23 protein-coding genes are annotated in these 24,120 nt (G+C 44.3%); 7 read left to right on the top strand and 16 right to left on the bottom strand.

Annotated elements, in window-relative coordinates:
* Positions 1-322: 322 nt before the first annotated feature.
* Complete coding sequence (locus GTQ38_RS06960) at positions 323-1,009, bottom strand: DUF4294 domain-containing protein (RefSeq protein WP_161434741.1); 687 nt, start codon at positions 1,007-1,009, stop codon at positions 323-325.
* 198 nt (positions 1,010-1,207) lie between these two features.
* On the opposite strand from GTQ38_RS06960, the gene GTQ38_RS06955 reads away from it, so the two are divergent.
* Entirely contained in the window at positions 1,208-2,296 is a 1,089-nt protein-coding gene (locus GTQ38_RS06955) for a M42 family metallopeptidase (RefSeq protein ID WP_161434740.1), read from the top strand.
* Positions 2,297-2,329: 33 nt separating this feature from the next.
* On the top strand, positions 2,330-2,878 hold the full coding sequence (locus GTQ38_RS06950; protein WP_161434739.1) for an NUDIX hydrolase: 549 nt from the start codon (positions 2,330-2,332) through the stop codon (positions 2,876-2,878).
* On the opposite strand, the gene hisS is transcribed toward GTQ38_RS06950, so the two are convergent.
* From hisS to rpsF, 6 genes are all read right to left on the bottom strand, one after another.
* Complete coding sequence (gene hisS, locus GTQ38_RS06945; RefSeq protein WP_161434738.1) at positions 2,873-4,249, bottom strand: histidine--tRNA ligase; 1,377 nt, start codon at positions 4,247-4,249, stop codon at positions 2,873-2,875. The two genes, GTQ38_RS06950 and hisS, sit on opposite strands and share 6 nt — an antisense overlap.
* Before the next feature lie 118 nt (positions 4,250-4,367).
* Entirely contained in the window at positions 4,368-4,838 is a 471-nt protein-coding gene (locus GTQ38_RS06940) for a DUF6495 family protein (protein ID WP_161434737.1), read from the bottom strand.
* Between the two features lie 92 nt (positions 4,839-4,930).
* Positions 4,931-8,089: a TonB-dependent receptor gene (locus GTQ38_RS06935; protein WP_161434736.1), complete on the bottom strand. Its 3,159-nt coding sequence runs from the start codon at positions 8,087-8,089 to the stop codon at positions 4,931-4,933.
* Between the two features lie 108 nt (positions 8,090-8,197).
* A complete protein-coding gene (gene rplI, locus GTQ38_RS06930; protein ID WP_161434735.1) occupies positions 8,198-8,650 on the bottom strand; it encodes a 50S ribosomal protein L9 in 453 nt (150 codons plus the stop codon).
* A 13-nt stretch (positions 8,651-8,663) separates the two neighbouring features.
* On the bottom strand, positions 8,664-8,960 hold the full coding sequence (gene rpsR / locus GTQ38_RS06925; RefSeq protein WP_129604536.1) for a 30S ribosomal protein S18: 297 nt from the start codon (positions 8,958-8,960) through the stop codon (positions 8,664-8,666).
* Between the two features lie 5 nt (positions 8,961-8,965).
* A complete protein-coding gene (gene rpsF, locus GTQ38_RS06920) occupies positions 8,966-9,304 on the bottom strand; it encodes a 30S ribosomal protein S6 (protein ID WP_161434734.1) in 339 nt (112 codons plus the stop codon).
* A 231-nt stretch (positions 9,305-9,535) separates the two neighbouring features.
* Here rpsF and GTQ38_RS06915 point away from each other — a divergent pair, with 231 nt between their 5' ends.
* A complete protein-coding gene (locus tag GTQ38_RS06915) occupies positions 9,536-10,228 on the top strand; it encodes a LytR/AlgR family response regulator transcription factor (RefSeq protein ID WP_161434733.1) in 693 nt (230 codons plus the stop codon).
* A 3-nt stretch (positions 10,229-10,231) separates the two neighbouring features.
* On the opposite strand, the gene priA is transcribed toward GTQ38_RS06915, so the two are convergent.
* Genes priA through nadC form a run of 4 tightly spaced genes read right to left on the bottom strand, consistent with a single transcriptional unit; the run spans position 10,232 to position 14,952 of the window.
* On the bottom strand, positions 10,232-12,688 hold the full coding sequence (gene priA, locus GTQ38_RS06910) for a replication restart helicase PriA (protein WP_161434732.1): 2,457 nt from the start codon (positions 12,686-12,688) through the stop codon (positions 10,232-10,234).
* Between the two features lies 1 nt (position 12,689).
* On the bottom strand, positions 12,690-13,133 hold the full coding sequence (locus GTQ38_RS06905; protein ID WP_161434731.1) for a DUF2147 domain-containing protein: 444 nt from the start codon (positions 13,131-13,133) through the stop codon (positions 12,690-12,692).
* Complete coding sequence (locus tag GTQ38_RS06900) at positions 13,114-14,094, bottom strand: YihY/virulence factor BrkB family protein (RefSeq protein WP_161434730.1); 981 nt, start codon at positions 14,092-14,094, stop codon at positions 13,114-13,116. The genes GTQ38_RS06905 and GTQ38_RS06900 overlap by 20 nt, the downstream gene beginning before the upstream one ends.
* Positions 14,095-14,952, bottom strand: a complete 858-nt coding sequence (gene nadC / locus GTQ38_RS06895) for a carboxylating nicotinate-nucleotide diphosphorylase (protein ID WP_161434729.1) — start codon at positions 14,950-14,952, stop codon at positions 14,095-14,097.
* A gap of 82 nt (positions 14,953-15,034) precedes the next feature.
* Between nadC and rlmH the strand changes: the two genes are divergently transcribed.
* On the top strand, positions 15,035-15,511 hold the full coding sequence (rlmH, locus tag GTQ38_RS06890) for a 23S rRNA (pseudouridine(1915)-N(3))-methyltransferase RlmH (RefSeq protein WP_161434728.1): 477 nt from the start codon (positions 15,035-15,037) through the stop codon (positions 15,509-15,511).
* On the opposite strand, the gene serA is transcribed toward rlmH, so the two are convergent.
* The 5 genes from serA to GTQ38_RS06865 all read right to left on the bottom strand — a co-directional run bounded on the left by serA (position 15,508) and on the right by GTQ38_RS06865 (position 20,605).
* Positions 15,508-17,391: a phosphoglycerate dehydrogenase gene (gene serA / locus GTQ38_RS06885; RefSeq protein ID WP_161434727.1), complete on the bottom strand. Its 1,884-nt coding sequence runs from the start codon at positions 17,389-17,391 to the stop codon at positions 15,508-15,510. The two genes, rlmH and serA, sit on opposite strands and share 4 nt — an antisense overlap.
* Before the next feature lie 170 nt (positions 17,392-17,561).
* Positions 17,562-18,713, bottom strand: coding sequence for a cellulase family glycosylhydrolase (locus GTQ38_RS06880; protein ID WP_161434726.1), 1,152 nt, complete (start codon positions 18,711-18,713; stop codon positions 17,562-17,564).
* Between the two features lie 19 nt (positions 18,714-18,732).
* Positions 18,733-19,431, bottom strand: coding sequence for a DUF3307 domain-containing protein (locus tag GTQ38_RS06875; protein WP_161434725.1), 699 nt, complete (start codon positions 19,429-19,431; stop codon positions 18,733-18,735).
* Entirely contained in the window at positions 19,428-20,039 is a 612-nt protein-coding gene (locus GTQ38_RS06870) for a SatD family protein (protein ID WP_161434724.1), read from the bottom strand. Before GTQ38_RS06870 ends, GTQ38_RS06875 begins: the two co-directional genes overlap by 4 nt.
* 113 nt (positions 20,040-20,152) lie before the next feature.
* The gene (locus GTQ38_RS06865; protein ID WP_161434723.1) at positions 20,153-20,605 is read right to left on the bottom strand and encodes a methyltransferase family protein; all 453 of its coding nucleotides are present in this window, start codon (positions 20,603-20,605) and stop codon (positions 20,153-20,155) included.
* 75 nt (positions 20,606-20,680) lie between these two features.
* On the opposite strand from GTQ38_RS06865, the gene GTQ38_RS06860 reads away from it, so the two are divergent.
* The 3 genes from GTQ38_RS06860 to GTQ38_RS06850 all read left to right on the top strand — a co-directional run bounded on the left by GTQ38_RS06860 (position 20,681) and on the right by GTQ38_RS06850 (position 23,999).
* Positions 20,681-21,271, top strand: coding sequence for a non-canonical purine NTP diphosphatase (locus GTQ38_RS06860; protein WP_161434722.1), 591 nt, complete (start codon positions 20,681-20,683; stop codon positions 21,269-21,271).
* A 120-nt stretch (positions 21,272-21,391) separates the two neighbouring features.
* The gene (locus GTQ38_RS06855; RefSeq protein ID WP_161434721.1) at positions 21,392-23,146 is read left to right on the top strand and encodes a DEAD/DEAH box helicase; all 1,755 of its coding nucleotides are present in this window, start codon (positions 21,392-21,394) and stop codon (positions 23,144-23,146) included.
* Between the two features lie 73 nt (positions 23,147-23,219).
* A complete protein-coding gene (locus GTQ38_RS06850) occupies positions 23,220-23,999 on the top strand; it encodes a carboxypeptidase-like regulatory domain-containing protein (protein WP_161434720.1) in 780 nt (259 codons plus the stop codon).
* The last annotated feature ends 121 nt before the right edge of the window (positions 24,000-24,120 follow it).

The raw sequence follows: 24,120 nt of genomic DNA, 5'->3' as shown, positions 1-24,120 counted from the left end.
CCCCAACCCATTTATTCGGTCCTTAATTCTTTAATACTTTAACCTTTTTAAGGCCTGTTCCTATTACAAGATCAATCCTGCAATAGTAACGCTGTCTGCCAATATGTCAATGAACCTTTTTCTATTCTTTCTCGCCTCCAAAGCGCATCACTCTAAAAGCGGGTGCAAATATAGAGGACTTTTTTAAATTGCAACCAAAATTTTTAAGTTTTTTATGACTTTTTTTTGAGCCTTATTTTTAACTCGCTAGGTACGAGTTTCTTGCTCAATTTAATCGCAAAAAAAGGATAGTAAATTTAATAGAATTAAATGGTTTGCGCAACTATTTTTTTTGCTTCTCCATTTTACTCCATTTATTGGTCAGCGAAGCATAGTCATAATCGAGAACAGACTCCTGTCGCTCCAATCTTTTAGAGGCAAAGGCCCTTTGAAGGATATCTTCAATAAGGTAGTCTTCGTGTATGCTTTCCGGATGGTATTCCTCCTTTATACTGATCTTAAAAAGTCTTGCAGTTGTATTATACCAGAAGGCACGCCAGCCACTGCGTAATTCCTTTACCAAATTGAAGGCGGTCTTGCCGGTCTGACGGTAGATCAGTTTTACCAGGATCTGACCCTCAGTGCGGGTCAGTTTTTTAAGTTCTTCGGAGAACTCCTCCTCTATGTACTTTTGAACGTGACGGGTATAGCGTTTTCGCTTTCGTCTGGACTTGATCTTTCCCAAACTGTCATTAAGTTCTACCAACCTTTCCGCTGCCAGTTTTGCATAGGGATAGACCTTGATCGTCTTGCGCCTGAGTATGTAGTAACGCAACTTCTCTTTGTATGAACCGAATTCCAGCTTACTAAAGATATAAACTTCATCCAGGGCAATTGAATTCCTGAAAATAGAATCCCCTTCAACGATGATGAGCTTTTCAGCAATGGAATCCAGGGGCTGCTCTTTTACCTGAGCTGTAGCCCAACCCAAAGAGAAACCGCAAATCACAAAAATTAAAAACCGCTTCATCCGCTCAACATCTTCATACTTAAGATTAAGATCCGATAGGCAGAGATAATGCCTGATTACCATATCCGATCGTCTATAAAACAGGGCACGAATATAGGATTTAAAGCGCAAAACCCCTGCCAAAATTAACGATAAACATGCGAGTCTATTATTAAATAAAAGTGAATATTGCTAAGTTTGCAGCTAAAACAAACTTAGATGAGCGCAAAGCAGATCATTACCAAAAAATCTCTTGATTTTTTCGAAAAATACCTCAATAACGCTGCTCCCACTGGCTATGAATGGGAAGGGCAAAAGCTGTGGATGAATTATCTGAAACCCTATGTAGACACTTTTATTACCGATACTTACGGCACTGCCGTTGGAGTTATTAATCCGGATGCTAAGTACAAGGTAGTTATTGAAGGTCACTCAGATGAAATTTCCTGGTACGTAAATTATATTACCGATGACGGACTGCTCTATGTGATCCGCAATGGGGGAAGTGATCACCAGATCGCACCGTCCAAATGGGTCAATATCCATACTAAAAAGGGGATTGTCAGAGGGATTTTCGGATGGCCTGCTATACACACCAGGGACCGTGCGAAGGAAGAACCCCCTAAGCTGGATAATATTTTTATCGATGTAGGAGCGAAAGACAAAGCTGAAGTGGAAAAACTAGGCGTTCATGTGGGCTGTGTCATTACCTATCCGGATGAGTTTCACATTCTGAATGGCAATAAGTTTGTGTGCCGGGCGATCGATAACCGGGCCGGAGGATTTATGATAGCAGAAGTAGCCAGACTCCTCCATCAAAACAAAATAGAACTGCCTTTCGGACTTTACATCACCAATTCCGTCCAGGAAGAGATCGGTTTGCGAGGTGCAGAAATGATCACCCAAACCATCAAACCAGATGTAGCTATCATCACCGATGTCTGCCATGACACCACAACTCCCATGATCAATAAAAAGAAACAGGGCCATACGGAACTTGGAGCAGGTCCTGTTATCTCGTATGCCCCAGCTGTCCAGAACAAATTGAGGGAACGCATCATAGAAACTGCTGAAGCCAAGAAGATCCCTTTCCAGAGGCTTGCGGCATCCAGGTCTACCGGTACGGACACAGATGCTTTTGCCTACAGCAATGGTGGAGTGGCCTCTGCACTTATCTCCTTACCTCTGCGTTATATGCATACTACCGTAGAGACCGTGCATAAGGAAGATGTGGAAAACGTCATTCGTTTGATCTACGAGACCCTTCTTTCCATTAAAGAGGGAGAGACTTTTAGTTATTTCGATTAATTCCTGACCCTATCAGGATAGGCAAGATCTCCCATGGACGAGCTTATCGACATACTGGATGAGAACGGCCGACCCACGGGAAAAACTGCCATGAAGTCGGAGGCGCATAAGAAGGGCTGGCCTCATCCTACGGTTCATATCTGGTTTTATACCGCAAACGGGCAGGTACTGCTTCAGCAAAGAGGTGAGCATAAAGATACCCATCCTTTACTGTGGGATGTGTCAGTGGCCGGTCATATAGGTGCAGGAGAGGAAGCCAGAGAATCTGCGGTTAGAGAAACCCAGGAAGAAATAGGATTAAAGATCTCCGAAGCAGATCTCGAGCCCATAGGTGTCTTCAAATCCTATCACGAACACCGTGAAGATCTGATCGATTTTGAATTTCACCATACCTTTTTAGCTGAGCTCAAAGTACCTTTAAGTTCCTTGAGAAAACAGCAAAGTGAGGTAGAGTCCCTTGATCTCGTCCCACTCATGCAACTGGCTGAAGAGGTTTGGGGCCTGGCTAACCCACAAAAATACGTGCCACATGAGGTGGCCTATTACAAGCAGGTTATAAGATCAATTAAACAACGCTTATAGCGTTTTGATGAACTCGTCTAAGTCATCCCAGGAATAGGAGATCTGTTCTCCGCTGCTCATATTCTTTACGGCAAATGTCTTTGCTTTCAATTCTTCCGCACCCAAAAGCGAGACAAAGGGCACCTTCCGGTTGTTGGCGTATTTGAATTGCTTTTGGGTTTTAGCGTTGGTAGGGTAAAGATCAGCCTTGATACCCGCAGTCCTCAATCGGCTAACCAGAGTTAAAGCCGCCAGGGCCTCCTCCTCCCCGAAATTGACAAAAAGCACGTCAATGGATTGATCCAGGGATTCCGGGAAAAGACCCAGTTCTTCCAGAACCAGGTAAATCCGGTCAAGACCAAATGAGATACCAACACCACTTACATCCTTAAGCCCAAAGATACCGGTAAGATCGTCATATCTTCCACCGCCACCTATAGAGCCCATAGCTATGCCTTCCGGTGCAGCAACTTCAAATATCGCTCCGGTATAATAATTCAGTCCCCTGGCAAGGGTTACATCCATAGTGAGTTTCGTGGATTGCAATTCCAGCTTCTCCAGCATATTAATGATCTTACTCAATTCCAGGGCACCCTCAATTCCTATTTCCGAACCTTCTAAAAAGCTGTCCAGAACATTCAGTTTCTCCGCATTAGTGCCGGATAGCGAAAAAAGCGGAGCCGCTTTTTTTATAGCATTCTCAGAAATTCCCTTATCCTTCATTTCCTGGATCACTCCCTGCTCTCCGATCTTATCCAACTTATCCAAAGCTACAGTGAAATCTACCAGCAAGTGCCTTGCCCCGATAATTTCAGCCATACCGCTAAGGATCTTTCTGTGATTCAATTTGATGGTTACTCCGCTAAGACCCAGTTCCGTAAAAACCGCGTCGTACAATTGAATAAACTCTACTTCCTGCAAAAGCGAATTTGCTCCTACTGCATCCGCATCACACTGGTAGAACTCCCTGAACCTGCCCTTCTGGGGTCTATCTGCCCTCCAAACAGGCTGGATCTGATAGCGTTTAAACGGGAAGTCAATTTCGTTCTGATGCATGACCACATATCTTGCAAAAGGTACCGTAAGATCGTAGCGAAGGGCGCGGTCTGAAATCTTTGGCAAAATGGAACTCGACTTTTTAGAACTATAGGTAATATCATCCACCTTACTAATAAAGTCCCCGGAATTCAGGATCTTAAATATCAACCGGTCCCCTTCGTCTCCATATTTACCCATCAGGGTATCAAAGTTTTCAAAGGAGGGGGTCTCTATGGGTTGAAAGCCAAATCGCTCAAAATGTTTTTTGATGATGCCTGTGATGTAATTCCGTCTGGCAACTTCTGCCGGTGAAAAATCTCTGGTGCCCTTAGGTATGGAAGGTTTTTGTGCCAATTAGATATAATAAGGTATTTGAACTTCTATAAGTTTAGAGCTCAAATACCTTCTCACTCGGTTCGAAGACCAAGACCGGTACGTAGGAGCATTTTCAAAATGTTCGGACAAATATCGTTTATTCTATGATGTTATCAAACCATTTGAACAATTCCCCTTTGGTGATCACCGCTCCTTGCTGTATAAGCTCAAATTTATCCTTATTCCGGTCTTCCGTATATGCCTTGGAAGCCGTGAGATACTCAACATAATCTGATTGCCAGTTCTTCTTGAACCAGCCGAAACCTTCCGTACTTCTGAGATCAACTTCAGGATTCATCACCTTCACAGAGATCAGCCGCATTTCTTTTTCAGCCAGGTGAAAAAGGTGCATATGATCCGCCGAGATATTTTCAAGATAGTTAACGTTTCTCAATACTCCCTCCCAGACCAAATCGCTGAATACGTCCAGTTCTTCCTCAGCCACATGCGGCTTTTCTTCCTTTATCTTTGCCCATTCCTCCGCAGTAATGGATTGCGTAGCCAGGAAGTTTATGAACTCCTGCTGCAGTTCGGCAAGTTGCTCCCTTGTTAGTCTTTGATACTTCAACTCCTTATTTTTTGCAATCTTTCCAATCGATAAAAAAACACTGCCTCCCGACGGCTATCGGAAGGCAGTGCAAAATTAGGGTTTTTATCTTTCTAATTAAAAATATACCTGACTCCAAATTGAGCCTGCCATCTGGATACAAGATCCGTGTTGGGGCTAAATGTGCTCGTCAAGTTCGGGTCAAAAGTATAGGTGGGATCAAAACTGGTGATATTCCCATCCATATCCCTTGGGAAGCTAACGCTTAGAATCTCTGTATTGGTCGGGATCTCTACAATACCCCAGTCTGAGGAGATAAGATTACCAACGTTGAGCACATCCAGGCTGAGCTGTAAGGTATTCTTGCTACCGAATTTAATATCCTGTAGGATCTTTAGATCCCATCGTCCTCTCCATGGAGCCAAAGCGCCGTAGCGCTCCGCGTAACTTCCTCTGTTCTTGCTCAGATAATCATCCTGCTGAATGAATGCTTCAAAGGCTTCTGCCTGACCCGGTCCACTGAAATTCATCTGGCTGATCTCTGAAGCGGTTGGAATATACAGTAAATCGTTACTTCTTGAAGCCACTCCATCGTTGTTCAGGTCTCCGGCAACCAAATGGTTGAACCTTCCGCCCTGGGCATATTCAAAGAATGTAGAGATTGTAGTCCCGGTTTTAAAGGCTTTGGAAATTACCCCAACGAATCTGTGGGTGTCTCCGTATCTTGAATGCGAGAGTACATCGTCATTAGCGTTGCCTGAAATCGCATTTCCGTCAAAGGCGTCACTGGTGATCTCTGCTTCAATAGAGTTAACATCTTTGGAATCCAGGTAGCTATAGGCCAAACTGGTATACAATCCGTTATCAAAAGTCTTTTGCGCTTTCAGTACCGCATTGAAGATCCTTCCCTTGTCTGAATTTGTAAAGACGTAAGCATTGTCTCCCCGATCACTGTCCGCATAAACCGGACGGTTATCCACTCCAATGAGGGTCTCTGTCGGAGGGCGTAATCCCCAGTTCTGGACATGAGGTCCGTTGATATCACTGGTATAAGAAATATCCGCGGTAAGGATCAGGCCATTGTCGAAGCGGTAATCAGCTCCCAGACTTGTTCGCCATACCTGTGGCCACTGATAATCAGGATCAACGGGTGTAAGAAAGAAAATATTTGGATTTGCAATCTGGTTCCCCAACCAAACAAAGGGGAAACGACCTGTAAAGATCCCCGTTCCACCTCTTATCTGTAGGGTATTGTCATTGTGAACATCCCAATTGAAACCTACCCTGGGCGAAATCAAAAAGTCGTTGGTGGGTAGTTGAGTGGAATCAAAGAAAACATCTTCACCAGTTTCAGGATCAAAATAGGGAACCCCGGGTACTACGGCAGGGGCTACATCGATCACATCTTGTGCTTTATCCGAAGAATCGAAATACAATGGCTTGTCAAATCGAATTCCGTAAGTAAGTTTAAAATTCTCAAGGATATTCCACTCGTCCTGTACATAGAAGGCCAACTGACCGACATTGGTCTCTGCCAGGGCCCAGCCTCCTGCATTTCCTTCTCCGTTAGCCTCCAGAGATCGGTTAGCGGCTATAGCACCACTGATAGCATCCTGATAGAAAGCAACCAGGGCCGCCTCGTTGGTAGGATCCCTGAAATCCGCTATGGAACCTGTTGGAAAAAATGTTCCCTGAGCTCCGTAAACTCCCAAATTAAAGGAATTGTCAAACTGGAATTTTTCAAAAGAGAAGCCCACGGTAAAGGTGTGATCTCCTTTGAAGAAATTCAGGTTATTCGTCAACTGAAATACCTTTTGATCCAATCTGTTGTTGATGGAGAAAGGCTCGTGTCCGGCTATGATATAATTAGAACTCCCGGTTTCGTCCAGTAGCGTAATTGCCGGTGCAGGTGTGGACTTCGGATTCCTGAAATCGTCAAAATGCGTATAACCTACCTGCAATTTGTTGATAGCCTCATCGGACAGGGTTGAATTCAATTCTATCTGTACCGATTGTATTCTATTGTTGATTTGATACCCGGCGTTCTCAAACTGCAGAGTGGCCAGATTAGGTCCTCTTATACCCAAGGCTGTTGGGTGCGCGGGCTTTTCCTTAGAGGCATCCAAAAAGTTGTAAATAATCGCGAGCCGGTTCTTTTCATTGATATTCCAGTCGAGCTTAAAGATCCCCTTACTGGATTCCTGGTCAAAATTGAAACCTTCAAACCTTCCCGGATCGTAAAACTCTCCAGGCCCTATCATCACCTGACGAAGTATATTGTCTACGAGTTCAAAGTCCGAAGCCAGCACCCGGGATTCATTGATAGTACCGGCATTTCTATTGGGTACAAAACCGGCAGAGCCAAGATCCGTCCTTTCATCCCGTTCAAAGTTGGCGAAGAAGAATAATTTATTCTTAACGATAGGGCCACCTATACTTATACCGTATTGGGTCTGGCTAAGATCGGCCTTAAACACATCGTCTCCCTTGATCTTACCTCCGGTGAGGTCTTCGTTCCGGAAGAAACCGTACACAGTCCCGTAAAACTCGTTAGTACCACTTTTAGTCACCGCGTTAACCGAGGCCCCGGTAAAACCGGATTGGGTAACATCGTAGGGCGCGGTTGTCACCTGGATCTGATCAATGGCATCAATCGAAATCGGATTGGACTCCGTTTGTCCACCGGGTTGAGCAGCATCCAGTCCAAAAGGGTTATTGAAAATTGCTCCATCCAGGGAGAAGTTATTAAACTGGTCATTTCGTCCTCCGAAGGAACCCGCACTTGCCGTAGGTTCCAAACGGGTAAAATCATTTGTAGATCGGGTGATAGTCGGTAATCTGGTCAGCTCCCGCCTTCCAACACTGGTTTCCGCACCGGTTCGGTCGCTACCAAAAGTTCCACCGCGATCTGAGACCACTACTACCTCTTCCAGGGCCTGACTCTCAGAAACCATGGTAACCTCCAGATTGAAGGTCTTACCAAGACTAAGGAAAACGTCATTTTGTGTTTGAGTGGTAAAACCAACATAAGAAATGGTAACCTCATAGGGTCCGCCTACACGTAGGTTAAGAAGGTTAAACCTTCCATCTTCGTTGGTAATGGCTCCATACTTTGTACCTGTGGGTGTATGGATCGCCACTACGTTAGCACCGAGTAATGGTGCATTCTGATCGTCTGAAACTGTTCCCCTGATGTTTGATGTGGTCACCTGCGCAACTGCCACAGCCCCGGAGAACACAAGGGCAATGATTAGGAGTAATCTAGTTTTCATAGAGTTTAAGTGCGTGTTGAATTAGTTTTATACAAGTGGGTAAATATAGCATAAAAAAAGAGCTATGCACGCATAGCTCTTTGAAGTTATTAACGATTTTTTTTGTCGTTACTTTTTCTCAGCGACCACTTCAAAAGGAAATTCAACAATTACTTCCCTGTGAAGCCTGATCTGTGCTTCGTAAGGTCCTGTTCTTTTAACGGCACCACCTTTGATACTGATATACTTCTTATCAATTTCGTGTCCCTCTTTTTCCAGGGCGGCAGCGAGATCAATAGTGGTAACTGATCCGAACAATTTGTCAGCCGTACCAACTTTAGCAGGTATCTTAACCTCCAGCTGTTTAAGTGCTTCAGCGGTTTTGTTCGCCTCGTCAATGATCTTCTTTTCCTTATGGGCTTTTTGTCTCAGGTTTTCAGCCAGTACTTTTTTTGCTGAAGGTGTAGCCAAAGTAGCCAGACCCTGAGGGATAAGGTAATTTCTGCCGTATCCGTTCTTAACTTTTACCACGTCGTCCTTGAAACCAAGGTTCTGTACGTCTTCTTTCAATATAAGTTCCATGATACGCTCCTTTTTACTTTAACAAATCTCCCACATAAGGCATCAATGCCAAATGACGTGCGCGTTTTACCGCCTGGGCCACTTTTCTTTGATATTTCAACGAAGTACCTGTAAGCCTTCTTGGCAGTAACTTACCTTGTTCATTGACCAGTTTCATCAGGAAATCCGGATCTTTATAGTCTATGTATTTGATACCGGACTTTTTGAAACGACAATACTTCTTCTGTTTGTTGGTCTCTATATTAAGCGGTGTCAGATATCTGATCTCACCGTCTTTTTTACCTTTTGCCTGTTGCTGTAATGTTGCCATCTTTCTTACGCTTTAGCTTTTAGTTTTGTTCTTCTTTTTTCTGCCCACTCAATAGCGTGCTTGTCTAACTTTACAGTTAGGAAACGCATAACGCGCTCATCTCTTCTGAACTCTTGCTCGTAAGGTGCAATTACCTCTCCAGGTGCAGTAAATTCAAATAAGTGGTAAAAACCACTTTTTTTGTGCTGAATCGGGTAAGCCAGTTTCTTTAGCCCCCAATTTTCTTTAGAGACCATTGTGGCCCCTTTCTTACTTAAGAAATCCTCGAATTTCTTTACTGTTTCCTCTATCTGAGTATCTGATAGAACGGGATTTAAAATGAAAACAGTTTCGTAATGATTCATATACTTATTTTTAATTTTGGAGCGCAAAAGTAATAATTATTAGTTCGAATCACAAGAAAACGAAAAAATCTTCGTTATAGGAACATATCATAATTGAACTTAACCTTAAACTTTAAACTTATGTTCGTCGCCAACGATACAGGATTTAATGCAATGTTTACAACTTTTGTTGCAGTTGACCGTGTTTTTTCAGTATTTTGTCGATGATTTAACCCCACAAATCAACCCTTTATGAAATTAAGAAGTATTGTTGTTGATGATTCATCAATGCAGCGAATGGCAGTTGCGAAGTTGGTGAATAATCATCCAAATCTAGCCTTAGTTGCAGAGTATAGCAATGCTATTGAAGCTAAAAATGGTATCAAAAACAACGAAATAGATCTTATCTTTCTCGATGTTGAGATGCCGATCATCAATGGCTTTGACTTACTTGAATCTCTTGAAAACCGTCCACAGGTTATCTTAATCACCGGAAAACCAGATTACGCGCTTAAAGCATTTGATTACGATGTGACTGACTACCTGCACAAGCCTATCACCATGGCCCGTTTTGACGCCTCTGTTAAAAGAGCCGTTGTCAAATACGAGCAAATGCATAAGGTGAATGAGGACGAAGAGCATATTTTCGTAAAAAGCAACCTCAAGAAGCGAAAAGTTATCCTCAACGACATTAAATGGATAGAAGCTTTGGGAGACTATATCAAATTAGTTACAGACGAAGCCAATATCGTGATACTGTCTACGATGAAAGCCTTTGAGAAGCAATTGCCTGAAGATAAGTTCCTGCGTATTCACAAATCCTATATTGTGAACCTGGAGAAGATCGAAAAGTTCAACAGTAAGAACGTAGAGGTAAGCGGAAGGTCCATCCCGTTGAGCAGAAATAAGAAAACAGAACTTGCAGAAGCTCTGAGCAATGTCTAAAGCCTAAAGGTGATCTACATTGTAGATGACCCTGACGCTTCTGTACTGGGAAATAGCATTAAAGGATTTTTCAATTCTTTTAATGCTATTTTTCGTTTTTGCGGCAGACTGCCCTACCCCTATTTTAATCAGAGCATTCTTAACATACTGATTGCGGATCCTGGCAATGGGAGGGAATTCCGGACCCAACACCTCCGAATTCAATACTTGTTTCAGGGCCTGGACAAACCAGGAGGCAGCCTCGTTGAGCCTGTTGTACTCCCGGTGCCTGAAGGTTATCCGTATTAAGCGATTCTTTGGAGGATACCGATATAACTCCCTTTCATATAACTGTTCCGCATACATCTGCTCGTAATCCGAAGTGGAAACCTGTTTCAATATCTGGTGATAAGGATTATAGGTTTGTACGATGACCTTCCCCCGCTTCTTTGTTCTTCCAGCCCGGCCCGCCACCTGGGTCAACAACTGATAACAGCGTTCATGGGCCCTGAAGTCGGGAAAATTAAGCAAACTATCCGCATTCATGATCCCTACCAGGTTTACATTCCGAAAATCCAGTCCTTTGGTCACCATTTGTGTACCTACAAGGATGTCCATCTCCTGATTTTCAAAGGCGTGAATTATTTTGGCATAGGAATTTTTGCCTCGTGTGGTGTCCAGGTCCATCCTGCCCACTACCGCCTCAGGAAACAGTTCTCTGAGTTCCTGCTCTACCTGTTCCGTACCAAATCCCTTGGTATCCAGGGTAAAGCTGCCACAAGCCGGACAATCCGGTTCAAAGGCCTTGTGATGTCCGCAGTAATGGCATCTAAGCTGATTGCGGTGTTTGTGAAAGGTTAGACTAACATCGCAGTTGGGGCACTGCGGTGAATGTCCGCAGGTAGTACATTCTACAATTGGCGCGTAGCCCCTTCGATTTTGAAAAAGGATCACCTGCTCACCTTCGTTAAGGGTCTCTGTGATCTCTTCTCTTAGTCGTTCGGAAAAATGACCTTTCATGCGCTTTTTGCGCGACTGTTCCTTGATATCCACCAGTTCAATATCAGGCATAAGTACATTTCCATAGCGTCTGTCTATTTTGGAATAGCCGTACTTCCCGGATTGGGCGTTGTAGTAGCTCTCAATGCTGGGTGTTGCCGAGCCAAGTAAGATCTGACTGCCATGTAAGCTCCCTAAAACAATGGCTGCATCCCTGGCGTGATATCTCGGGGCCGGATCAAATTGTTTAAAGCTACCGTCGTGTTCCTCGTCTACGATGATCAGACCAAGGTCTTTAAAGGGCAGGAATAAGGCAGACCTGGCCCCTACTACCAAACTCGCCTTTTCTGATCCGCGCAGTACATTGTTCCATACTTCTACCCGTTCATTCATGCTGTATTTAGAATGGTATACGGAAATCTTAGTTGAAAAGTAAGTGCTCAACCTTGAGATCAACTGGGTGGTCAGGGCAATTTCAGGTAAGAGGTAAAGCACTTGTTTTCCCTGGGCCAGGGTTTGGGCTATCAGGTGCATATAGACCTGTGTTTTTCCGGAGGAAGTAACCCCGTGCAGCAAGCAAACTTTATTATCGCTAAAGCTCCTTTTTATATCATTCAATGCGGTCTGCTGATCTTCATTGAGCTGTTGGAGTTTGGAATCTCCGTCAGGATCCGCATGGCTAACCCTGTCTACCCGGATATGGTATTCTTCCAGCACCCCCTTGTCAATAAGCACCTTAATAACGGCCCTTGAAGATTGACTCTCTTTCTCCAGGTCGGTGGTCTTAACCGGTTTTCTGGTCTCAGCCTGTAATTGAAAGAGAGACAGTACGGCCCTGCTTTGTTTTGGAGCCCGTTTCAACGCTTCAAGCAAAAGCTGAAGCGCCTCCTCATTGTCGTATCTCGCCGCCAACTTTACATAGCGTACCAGCTTTGGCCGATACTGCTCATAGAGTTCCTCTTTCAATTGAATTGCTCCTTTGTTCAGCAGTCTGTGAAGTAAGGGTAAAATGGTTTTCTTGCCCGCTATTTCAATAATGTCATTGATCTTAAGTGCTGACTGATGATGCAAGGCTTCCCACACCAGGAATTCATCATCCTTTAACTCCATTTCATCAACTGTGGCCCCGGTCTTTTTTAGGATCAATGTTTCGCTCTCCAGCAAAAAAGCACCTGGAAGCGCGCTGCGGATAACTTCTCCCAGGGTACAGAGATAATAGCTGGCAATCCATTCCCAATGCCTGGTTTGAACCGGTAAAACAATGGGTTGTTCATCCAGGATCTCGTGTATCTCCTTGGCCTCATAGGCTTGCGGGGGTACAGTATGAACGTCCTGAACTATTGCGGTATAGATCTTTGATTTGCCAAAGGGAACCGCTACCCGCATTCCTTTCTTAAGAAAACTTGCTTCGGCAGCGTTGATGAGATAGGTAAACGACTGCTTTAGGGGTATGGGTAGTATAACATCTACATAATAATCCATATTACTCCTTCGCCCTGATCCAGGTCTGGGTACGATATAAAAACGCGATATAGCCCCTTACCATTAATTCATTAGGATCCTTGGGGTTCAGCCATATTTTGCAACGATAGGTAGTTCCGCTTTCCGGATCCAGCAGGTTTTTACCTTTCCATTCCCCCTCCCCGTTCTTTACTAATCCGGCCATGATCTCCAGACCGACTATGGGTTGGTCTTTCTTATCTCCCTCACATTTCTTACAGACCGCATTTTGCCTATTCTTTTCCAGCACCTTTTCAATCTTTCCGAACATCTTCCCTTGCTGCCTGTAAATATGAACGATGGCTTTGGGTTTTCCGGTCTTATCATCTATGGTTTTCCACCTTCCGAAAATGCTTTGAGCATTTACTGAAAAGCTCAGGGACAAAAACGCCAGTAGTAAGAAGACACTATTTTTTTTGAAACTCATTTTTGATACTTTTTTTTAAATAATTCAGAGTGGCATTGAGCTCAAAGCCCAGCAGCAAAATATTCGAATTTAGCCAGATATAGACCATTAAAATCAATAAGCCCCCAAGAGCTCCGTATAGCTCGTTGTATCGTGCAAACTTATCAATATAAACCCCGAACAGATACGAGGTCAGTAAAAATAATAAGGTCGTCATCAGAGCTCCATAGGAGAAAAACCGGGCTTGTTTCCCCTCGGCGGTACCAAAATAATACAGTATGGCTGTAGTAAGGTAGCTCAGTAGGATAAAAAACAACACCTTCCCCAATTGCGCTCCGAAGATCTCACCTTCATCGGGAATATATCCCCCGGTTCGAGCTGCAAAATCGTTGAGGTAGCTCAAAACATAAAATTCAAAATACACATAGGTAACAGCTCCGGCTATAAGCAGGATCGAGAGTATAAGACCCACCATCAGGGCGTAGGCGTATTGTTTGAAAAAATTCCTCGTAAGTTCAATGTGATAAGAGTTCTCAAAGCCACCGAAAATGGAATTCACCCCATTTGCCATTAGGAAAATAGAGATCAGAAAAGCGGAAGACAACAACCCCCCGCGTTTTTGGTCCTTTATTTGCTGATAGACCTCCCCAAAATATTCGTTGGTTGCGGTTGGCAGGAACGACTCCAGGAAGGCGAGGAATTGAGCGTCAAAATTTTCGTTGCCCACGCTGATATACTGAATGATATAGGGAACCAGGGTAATCAGGAAGATCAATAAGGGAAAGAGCGCCAGGAACAGGCTAAAAGCTATGGCACTTGCCCTGGTAGAAACGGCGCCCCGCACGATTCCCCGGATATACATAGCGACTATATCATAGAGGGAAAGGCCTTCGAATGCCGAAAGTCTTATATTTCTAAGCGCCGCGATAATCCAGTTAACTACGGGCACCTTTTTTAATCTTTCCTCTATGCTTAGCGCCATCTAGACTGCTTTAAGGCTTAGGTCCTTATTGTACACGGAATGGGTAAGCGCTCCGGACGATATGTAGTTTACCCCGCATTCCGCATATTTTCTGATCGTTTTTTCATTGATCCCACCAGAGGATTCTGTAAGGCATTGATCTCCTATCAGTTCTACGGCACGGCGGGTATCCTCATAGTTGAAATTATCCAGCAATATCCTGTAAACGCCACCTGCTGTCAATATTTGCTGAACCTCGTCCAGATTCCTGGCTTCAACTATGATCTTGAGATCCCTGCCGGTATCCTTCAAATACTTTTTTGTTTTCGCAATGGCTCCTCCAATGCTTCCGGCAAAATCGATGTGATTGTCTTTAAGCATGATCATGTCGTAAAGCGCAAAACGATGGTTCTCTCCACCCCCGATCTTTACCGCCCATTTCTCCAAAGCTCTTATGCCGGGTGTGGTTTTCCTGGTATCGAGTATCCTGGTGCCAGTACCTTCGAGTAGGTTTACGAAATCCCTTGTCTTTGTAGCTATAGCGCTCATTCGCTGCATGGCATTCAGGACCAGTCGCTCCGCCTTAAGTATACTTTGAGAGCTTCCACTGACATAAAAAACAATATCCCCATATTTTACCGGACTACCATCTTCTATGAGTACTTCTATTTCCATTTCCGGGTCCACATAGGCAAAAACCTGACTTGCAAAGGTCACTCCGGCAATGATCCCTTCGTCTTTTACCAGTAATTTAGCCTTTCCTCTGGCGGTTTCAGGTATGCAGGCCAGAGAACTGTGATCTCCATCCCCCACATCTTCACGAATGGCATTCTCAATTATCAGATCTATTTCCTGCTTGAATTGTGATTCACTGATCATTTTGAATTCTTATGGGAACGAAATTACTAAAAACATCCGCCACTGAAGAACTTGAACAAAGCGAAAATGATAACTTTGAGGCATGAACATTAAACTAATCACTATAGGCAAAACAGACCGCTCTGAACTCCAATCCCTGACGGACGACTACATCAGGCGCCTAAGCCACTATCTCCGTTTTGAAATGGAGGTTCTGCCGGATATCAAAAACACCAAGCATCTGTCTGAGATCCAGCAAAAGCAGAAAGAAGGGCAACTTTTGCTTAGTCGTGTGCAGGCAGGGGACAGGCTTTTGCTGCTGGATGAACGGGGCAAACAGTATAATTCCGTTGAATTTGCTCAATTCCTGCAACAACAAATGAATTCCGGGCTTAAACGACTTGTTTTTGCTATTGGTGGGCCCTATGGATTTAGCGAAGAGGTATACCAGGCTGCATCAGGAAAGCTAAGCCTGTCTAAAATGACCTTCTCCCATCAAATGATCCGTTTATTTGCCGTAGAACAAATGTACAGGGCCATGACCATCCTGAGAAATGAACCCTATCATCACGGAAATTAATACAGCACCCTAAACTTAATGGTGTGTTCTACCTGCTTAAGGGCTCGGATAACTTCTTTGTTGTATTCCTTATCCAGATCAGTGATCACATAACCGACTTCATTATCCGTAGACAGGTATTGACCGGTAATATTCATCTCGAACTTGGCGAGCACCTCATTGATGTTGGCCATGATACCGGGTACATTTCTGTGAATATGGAGGAAACGATGCGCGTTAACCTGTTTGGGCAGACGTATATTGGGGAAATTCACAGCATCCACCGTGTTTCCGGAGTTGATATAATCCATGATCTTGTTAGGTACAAAATCCGCTATGTTTCGTTGAGCTTCCTCTGTACTACCTCCCACATGGGGTGTTAAGATGACATTGGACAAGCCTTGAAGCTCAGTCTCGAAGGCACCATTGCTCCTGGGTTCCTCGGGATATACATCCACTGCAGCACCGGAGAGCTTTCCGCTTTTCAGGGCTTCAACCAAAGCAGGAATATCCACCACAAACCCCCTTGAAAGGTTGAGAAGCATTGCTCCGTCCCTCATCTGATTGATCTCCCGTTCCCCGATGAAGTTTTCGTTCGCCTTGTTATCATCTATATGCAGGGAAACCACGTCCGATACGTTTAACAGGTCTTCCAGTGACTGGCATTGCACCGCATTACCTAGAGCCAGTTTTTCGTCAACATCGTAATAGTAAACCCTCATCCCCATGGCCTCGGCCAGCACAGAAAGTTGTTTCCCTATGTTTCCGTATCCGATAATCCCAAGGTTCTTGCCCCTTATCTCACGAGAGTTAATAGCGGTCTTATTCCATTTTCCGGAATGGATCTCAGTACTTCTCGGGAAGACATTACGCATGAGCATGATGATCTGTCCGATGGCCAATTCCACCACAGAACGTGTATTGCTGTAAGGCGCATTGAAAACCACGACCCCTTTTTTCTTGCAGTAGTCGAGGTCTATCTGAGTAGTACCTATACAAAACGCTCCAACCACCAACAGCTTGTTGGCGGCATCTAAAACCCTTTGGGTAACCTGGGTTTTAGATCGTATTCCCAAAACATGCACCCCCTTGATCTTTTCGATGAGTTCATCCTCCGAAAGACTGTGTTTAACAAGTTCTACCGCAAATCCATCTTCCGATAGGTTATCGAAGGCAGCCGGATGTACATTTTCCAGGAGAAGGATCTTAATTCGGTTCTTGGGGTAGGAAATATTCCGGGGCAGATCATTGACAAAAAGGAATTCATCCAGGTTAGGTGTTACGTGATCCGCGTTGTTCGCCGCTTTATCACGATGAACATTCTCTGTGTAGGCAAAAAATTTATGGGCGATCCCGGCTTCCCGCATCACATAATCACTGTAACCATCCCCTATGACCTGTACCTCCCCATCAAGATCCAATTGCTTGAGACATTCTATCTTTCCATTGTGTGAGGCTAAGGGATTGGCTTCATCAAAGCCAATAATATTTCCTTCATCATCAAACTCAAAGGTATTCGCATAGACCCTATCCGAAGGTATATTGTATTCGGCAACAATAGGATCGATGAATTCTTTAAAGCCACATGATATCACGTAGATATCATCTGAGAACTTCTCAAAAAACTCTTTATTGGATTCTATGGATTTTGATATTTTTTGTCGCAACTCACCTACCAGCCCATCAAGGTCGTCTTTGTGCGCTTTTAGAAGACGGATACGCCTTTCCAGGGACTCGGTAAAGGAAATATCGCCGTCTATCCCCAGATTGGTGATCTTCTGGATCTCGTTGATCACTTCATCTCTGTTCGATTTTCCCTGAAGCGTCATTTCAGCCAAAACATCCAGGGCCTCTACCCTGGTAAGCGTGCTGTCAAAATCAAACACATACTTTCTTCCCACTGCTGCGTTCTTTAAAAATTAAGCTGTAAAATTAAAAATTAATTCAGTCTCGCAAGTGCATTATGCACAAAAAGTCGCCGGATCCAAGAAACTGTTACAATCCGTACAAAAGAAGTTTTAGCTGTGATTAATCAGTAAGAATTGCCGTAATGAAAGCTCCTGGAAATGAATTAGTTCGATTCTCCGGCGATAATTTCTTTGATAAACAGGACCTCTTCCTCGGAGAAGGGACTTCCGTCTGCCCTAAAAATATCGTGGTGCCAGACTTCCGGTTCTCCGGTAAAGGTAGAATCCCAACTCTTCCAGGGGTAGATGGTATTGGATTTTCCGGACACCAACCCCCAGTTGATCGCCGCGATCTTGTTATCCTTAAATACTGGAAGTAGTTTTTCAAAGCTATTCCCTACTCCCCTGGCCAGGTATTCAGTGCAAAGCAGAGGTCTGCCATAGGTCTTTAGTGCCTCTATCTTTTTGTTTACGTTTTTCAGATCCCCATCATAGGCGTGGAAGGAGATCACATCGGAATTTTCCAGCATATAGCGGTCCAGGGCCGGAAGACTGTCCGGAATTCCCCAATGATCGATATTCCCTCTCCAGATCCCTGTGGTGATCGGTTGATCCGGATTAACTTCCCTTACCCATTTCACTACCCTTTTCAGTAATGCCAAACTGTAAAGCTGCTTGTTCTCAACTTCCAGGGAAGCTCGGCCTTCTTGTCCGGCAACATTGTCCGGTTCATTGTAGATGTCCCAGACAAGGACCCGCTGGTCATTGGCAAAATGACTTACTACCCCTTTAACGTAGTTCTCAAGTTCATCATGTCGGGTGCTGTCTCCAAGGATTTCCGCACCCGGGGCCTGCACCCAGCCGGAATTGTGTACATGTGGTGCTGGGTCCGGTTGTTTTCCCAGAACGGGTACCGGATGCCAAACATCGTCCAGCAATACGAACATGGTTTTTATCTGGTATTTATCAGCTATGGTAAGATAGCTTTCCAGGCGTTTCAGAAAACCAATAGAATCCTGATCCCACAATAGGTTATGAAGGTATACCCGGTGTAGGTTCATGCCCAGATCCGCAGACCAGGACAATTCCCTGTCTATAGTCAGGGAATCAAAAGTATCGGATTGCCAAAATTCCAGTTGGTTGATGGATGTGCTTGGATTAAAATTCGTCCCGACCAGCCAGGGTTGATCCTTATACCATTCCCAGGCTTTGGCCTCCGGCCAGGCTTGGTATGATATGGATTTTTGCTCCGGTTTTTTGTTTTCCGCACAGGCGACGATCAGTAAAAGCAATAATAAGGCCCCAAATGTTTTCATGGTCAGGTATTAAAAGGTTTTAAAGGTGTGTATAGGCCAATCCGGCGAGCATGGCAAAGCCAAAGCTCATCAGCGTCCCTATCAGAATGTATTCCGTTAACTTACGGTTATTGCTATCCTTAAGGTCATTAAATCTGAAAACAGATTTGGCCGCAATTAAGAGCCCAATGGCCTCCCATCTATCCATTATAATGAATATCAGCACGAAGAGTCTTTCGATAATCCCGATATATTTACCGGCATTGGGAAGAGATTTATGGTCCAGCACTATCTGGTCAGACATGTTTTCCAGTAATTTGCCCATAATAATCGCAGAGGGGTAAGTTACAAATACAAGGGCGGTCACCAGGGCCCAATCCAGTTGTTGTATCCACTGTTGGGTGTGTTCCCAAAGATTGCCGTAGAATGCCACACAGTACAGCACTGCAATATGGGCAAACTGATCCAGCAGAAATGGTATGGTCCGATTTCTAAACCATGGGCTTGCGTAGAGTTTTGCCAGGTCTATGAGATAATGGGAAACCGCAATGATGGCCGCCAGCTTCCAGAAACTGAGGTCCCATAACAGTAGTAGCATGAGCACAAAGTGAATCCCAATGTGGAGATACAGGAAACCAGAGGCTATTTTCCTGGATTCTTTGTGTATTACCCAACGCAGGGGTTGCAACATAAAATCTCCGATGAGATGAGCCAGTATGAGTTTGATGAATAGAATCATAAATCTTTGTTTTTCATTCTTTTCGCGTAATAAGTCAACAGTTCCTGAACCAGGTCTAAACGGGCCCTCTTCTGCCTTTGGCTTACGGCGGATTGCTGAATATTCAGTTGCTTCGCGATCTGCTTTTGCGAGGCCTGTGGTTGTTCCAGGGCCAGGTTTACAATCTCCGCGGAAACCGTGCTCCAATCGTCCATAAAGTCCAGGGCCAGTTTAAACAGCAGGTTTAAAGTGTCGTTTGTGCCCTGGTCTGCTGTAGCGATCATGAGCTTGTTCTTTTCGTTCTTCAGGAGCTCCAGGGATTTCCCTGACCTTTGGTATGCGGTACCGTTAGACTCACTAACCCCTGTACCTTTAAAGGACTCCTCCCCCAGCCCTATTCCAATGCGTACATCCAGGTTTTTCACTGTTTTGATCATCGCTTTGATCCTAATAGCGATTTCAAGAGCGTTTTCCGGAGGAACCCTCAGCTGAAATTCATCGCCTCGGTATATCTCCCAGTCTGTCGGTGTCTTCCCTATGCTGGAAAAATAATTCCTGAGTAAGGGGATCCATTCAGATGCCGGACGGCTCTGGGAATTCACAATGTCTCCTGTAATAACTGCAATCATATTAATAAGCTAAAGTGCTAATATATAAAATTATAAGCATTTTTGCTAATTTTTTTAAATATTACTTATTTAGCTAATATTCATTAAGGATGAGTCACTTCAAAATAACATCTTTAAAACCATCGTCTTACCTTTAAACAGTACTGCTGATAAGGTTTTCCAAACAGCTTACCAAGCGCTTCCTCTTCCGGAATGATCTGAAACCTGTTCATGTATGCCACAAATAAAGCAGCCAATAAGGTGTTGAAAGCGTTTCCAAGCTTAAGTCCCCAGGCCAATAACAGCAACAACATGGCTAAATACATTGGATTGCGGCTAAATCGGTAAATTCCGGACATCACCAGTCGCGAAGCCTTTGAAGGAGACATGGGATCCACCGTGGTTTTGGCCCTGTAAAACTGAATGAGCGCAATAAAAGCCACAATCGCGCCTAACACCAATAAGGCCTTCACCAGGAGATTCCTGCCAAAAAAGTCGAAATAACCAAAAGGCAGAAAAGTCGCCAGAAGATACATCAGCGATCCAAATAGCAGTAACACAACAGCAGGTGGGAGTTTCAACCTCATAGTAAAGAAAAAAACCGGGAATAAAATTACTATTTTTGACAGCGTAAAACCCGTTTCCCCCGAATTAAAATTTCCATGGATCTCGTTTTTGCAACGCACAATCCCAACAAACTCAAAGAGGTAAAACTCCTGGTCCCGAAATCTGTAAGGCTTCTTTCCCTTGCGGACATCAATTGTACAGAGGAGATTCCCGAAACCGCGACAACCCTGGAAGGAAACGCCTGGCTGAAGGCTAACTACGTTGCAAAGAACTACGGCTACCCTTGCTTTGCGGACGACACCGGTTTAATGGTGGAAGCTTTGGATGGCGCTCCGGGTGTTCATACGGCCCGCTATGCCGGGGAACACAGAAGTGCAGATGACAATATGGACAAACTCCTGGAAAATCTGGAGTCAAAATCCAACAGAAAGGCCAGTTTCATCACCGTGATCGCCATGAATTTACCACAGGAGGAAAAGACTTTTATAGGAGAGGTTAAAGGAGTTATCACCACGGAAAAGAGAGGATCAGAAGGGTTTGGTTACGATCCTGTCTTTCTACCTGATGGTTTTGACAAGACCTTCGCCGAGCTTCCTCTGGAAATCAAAAATACGGTCAGCCATCGTGCCAGGGCCTTACAACAATTCGTGACTTATCTAAAAAAGCTGAAGTATATCAATAAATAGCAGTATCTTTGCGCCTTTATTGTAAGCCGCTGGGATAGCATGTGTTGCGCTGAGTCTATAGTTATAAAGGTCATCGGGCTAGGTAACACGCCTATTTAGGTATTAATTACCATAACTATTATGACAAAATTTGAAGCGCTGGGTCTAAATAAGGCCCTCCTGGATGCTGTCTCCGATCTTGGGTTCGAGACTCCATCAGAAGTACAGGAAAAATCCATTCCCGTCCTGCTGGAAGCAGAGACAGACCTCGTCGCCCTCGCGCAAACAGGTACAGGTAAAACCGCAGCCTTTGGTTTTCCGCTTATTCAGAAACTAAACAGTGAAAGCAGAACCACTCAGGGCCTGATCCTATCCCCCACCAGGGAGCTTTGCCTTCAGATCACCAATGAGTTACAGCTGTACTCCAAATACGTAAAGGGTCTCAATGTGGTGGCCGTATACGGAGGGGCGAGTATCACTGAACAAGCCAAACAAATTAAAAGGGGAGCCCAGATCATCGTGGCCACTCCAGGTCGGATCAAAGATATGATTGGCAGGGGCCTGGTCAATATCTCAAAAATTGAGTACTGCGTACTGGATGAGGCGGACGAAATGCTGAATATGGGTTTTTACGAGGATATTAAGGACATCCTCTCCAATACGCCGGAAGATAAATCTACCTGGCTGTTTTCTGCAACTATGCCCAGGGAAGTAGCAAGTATCGCCAAAAAATTCATGTATAAGCCGGTGGAGATCACCGTTGGAGCAAAGAATTCAGGGGTAGATACGGTAAGACATGAATACTATCAGGTGGGTAGTCGTGACCGATATGCCGCATTAAAGAGACTGGCAGATGCCAATCCGGGTATTTTTTCAGTAGTTTTTTGCAGGACCAAAAGAGATACTCAAAAAGTAGCGGAAAAACTCATCGAAGACGGCTACAATGCCGGGGCATTACACGGAGACCTCAGTCAGAATCAGCGAGATCTGGTGATGAATGCCTTCCGAAAAAAACAGATCCAACTTCTGGTCGCAACTGATGTGGCCGCCAGGGGTATAGATGTGGACGATGTGACTCACGTGATCAACTATCAGCTACCGGACGAGATCGAGACCTATACGCATAGAAGCGGTCGAACGGGAAGGGCCGGAAAATCTGGTATCTCCATGGTTATCATTACGAGGAGTGAGTTGCGGAAGATCAAAGCGATCGAAAAAAAGATCAAACAGCAATTTATACTAAAAAAAGTCCCTTCAGGTATTGAGATCTGTGAAATTCAGCTTTATCACCTGGCGAACAAGATCAAAAACACGGCCATAAGTGAAGATGTCAACGATTATCTTCCAGCCATTTACGACCTGCTGGGGGAATTGGATAAGGAGACCTTAATTCAAAAGATCGTTTCTGTAGAGTTCAGTAGATTTTACGACTATTACAGTAGAACCAAAGACCTCAACAGCACGGCTTCCGGAAAAGACGGAAGTAAAAAGGAAGTAGAGGTCAATTTTTCCGGTAATGGTTCCTTGAGATATTTTATCAACGTAGGGGAAAGAGATGGCTATGATTGGATGTCTTTAAAGGACTTTCTAAGAGCTACTTTAGGCCTTGAAAAGGACGATATTTATAAAGTAGACGTCAAAGACAGTTTTTCATTTTTCAATACGGATGCAGAACTCGGAGAGTTTATACTACAGACCTTTTCGGATTTTAAGGTAGATGGCAGATTTGTCAACGTAGAGATCTCAACCAATCCTGGATCCGGAAGAAGGAGTAAGGATAAAGGCCGCAGACAGCGGGATCGCGGTAAAGGCCGCAGACGAGGTGCTAAGCCGGTTAAAGGTCAGAGCGGAAAACCCGGTAAAAGAAGGAGCAAAAAGAGGGACGGTTTCTTTTAGTTAATTCTATATTAAAAACTGCTGTTGGCCGTATTTTTTTGCGTTATTCGTAATTTTATCGTCTATTGCTTACATGAAGAAATACATTGGTTTACTTTTCGTTATGCTTGGCCTTCTCGGATTCGCTCAGGAACCGCAGAAGGAGGGTGCTGTACGGGATTTTGAAGCTCTTGTGATAAACGCTCAATCCAACCTGCCCATGGAAAGCGTTCACGTTGTGAATCTAAACCAGGTTATTGGAACCATTACGGATAAGGAAGGTAAATTTTCTATTCAGGCCGCAGTGAATGACACCCTGTATTTCTCATATCTTGGATTCAAGTCACAAAAGATCCGGATCACCAATGACATGTTCAAATTTAAGGATACAAAGATCGCCCTTACCGAATTGGCTTATGCCCTGGAGGAGGTGGTCATCAGGCCGTATCAGTTAACCGGGTACCTGGAAATAGATGTAAAGAACCTGCCAATAAACACCGCTTATCAGTACAGTATTTCAGGGCTTTCAAAAAGCTACGAAGCCGGCAATAAAAGTCCCGGAGCCGTTACCAAGGTTTTAGGCGCCATACTAAATCCGGCAGATCTGCTACGGAACCTTTTCGGTAAAAAACCGCGGCAAATGCGAAAACTAAGGCAAATGAAAGAGGACGACGAGATCCGAAATCTCCTGGCTTCCAAGTTTGATCGCGAGACCCTTACCGAATTACTGCAAATTGAAAAAGTGGATATTGATGATATCCTATCGAACTGCAACTATTCAAAATCCTTTATCTCCACGGCTAACGACCTCCAGATCCTGGACGCCATAAGCAGTTGCTATGAAGAGTTCAAGGTACTTAACCGCGGCAAGTAAACCCCGGTTTTCCCACACCTTTTTTAATGCGACTAATCCACTTTGGATGATAATGATTTATCAGATCATTTAAGCTTTGCTGCCGGGACGAAATAAATTTTCAATTTAAGCCAGCATTTTA

Origin of the sequence: Poritiphilus flavus, assembly GCF_009901585.1 — a bacterium.
GTDB lineage: Bacteria > Bacteroidota > Bacteroidia > Flavobacteriales > Flavobacteriaceae > Poritiphilus > Poritiphilus flavus.
Note: the sequence above shows the minus strand (reverse complement) of the source record. Positions and strands in the feature narration are given on the sequence as shown.